This is a genomic window from Stenotrophomonas bentonitica, assembly GCF_013185915.1.
Taxonomy (GTDB): Bacteria; Pseudomonadota; Gammaproteobacteria; order Xanthomonadales; family Xanthomonadaceae; genus Stenotrophomonas; species Stenotrophomonas bentonitica.
In genome coordinates this window covers 1-537 of record NZ_JAAZUH010000012.1, presented here as the reverse complement: position 1 = coordinate 537, position 537 = coordinate 1, and the positions used below count along the sequence as shown (strand labels likewise).

The following is a 537-nucleotide window of genomic DNA, read 5'->3' as shown; positions in this document are numbered from 1 at the left end:
CTCCCTGGTGAAATTAGCGCTGTGGAACCACCCGATCCCATCCCGAACTCGGAAGTGAAACGCAGCTGCGCCGATGGTAGTGTGGCTCAAGCCATGCGAGAGTAGGTCATCGCCAGGGTTTACACCCGAGAACCCCGTTGCTTGCGCAACGGGGTTTTCCTTTTTTTGCAAGCACATGCTTTTTGCTGCACTTGCAGCAACAACTTCAACAAGAACTTCAAGTTTACGTCACAAGTTGTTGACAGATTCGAAAAGCCTGACATAATAGGCGGCTCGCAACGACGAAACGCCTCAGGCATTTCGGTCCCAGGTCACCGGGAACCACCTCGAAAAAAGGTGTTGACGAAGCGAAAAAGCCAGCTATAATGGGCGGCTCGCAACGACGGAAACGTCGGGGCACACGGAGGAAAGCGCTGAGGCCGACTCCAAGGTTCTTTGACAGTATGCGCAGGTATCTTGTGAAGGCGCCTGCAGGAAGGATGTATGTCCATCTTGCAGACGTTTGATCAAGCAACATATCAATTGTTTTAAAGCAAG

General features: G+C 51.8%; 1 rRNA gene. It reads left to right on the top strand.

Features of this window, described 5'->3' with window-relative positions:
• Positions 1-3 precede the first annotated feature (3 nt).
• Positions 4-118 (top strand): 5S ribosomal RNA (gene rrf / locus HGB51_RS20150).
• Positions 119-537: the final 419 nt, after the last annotated feature.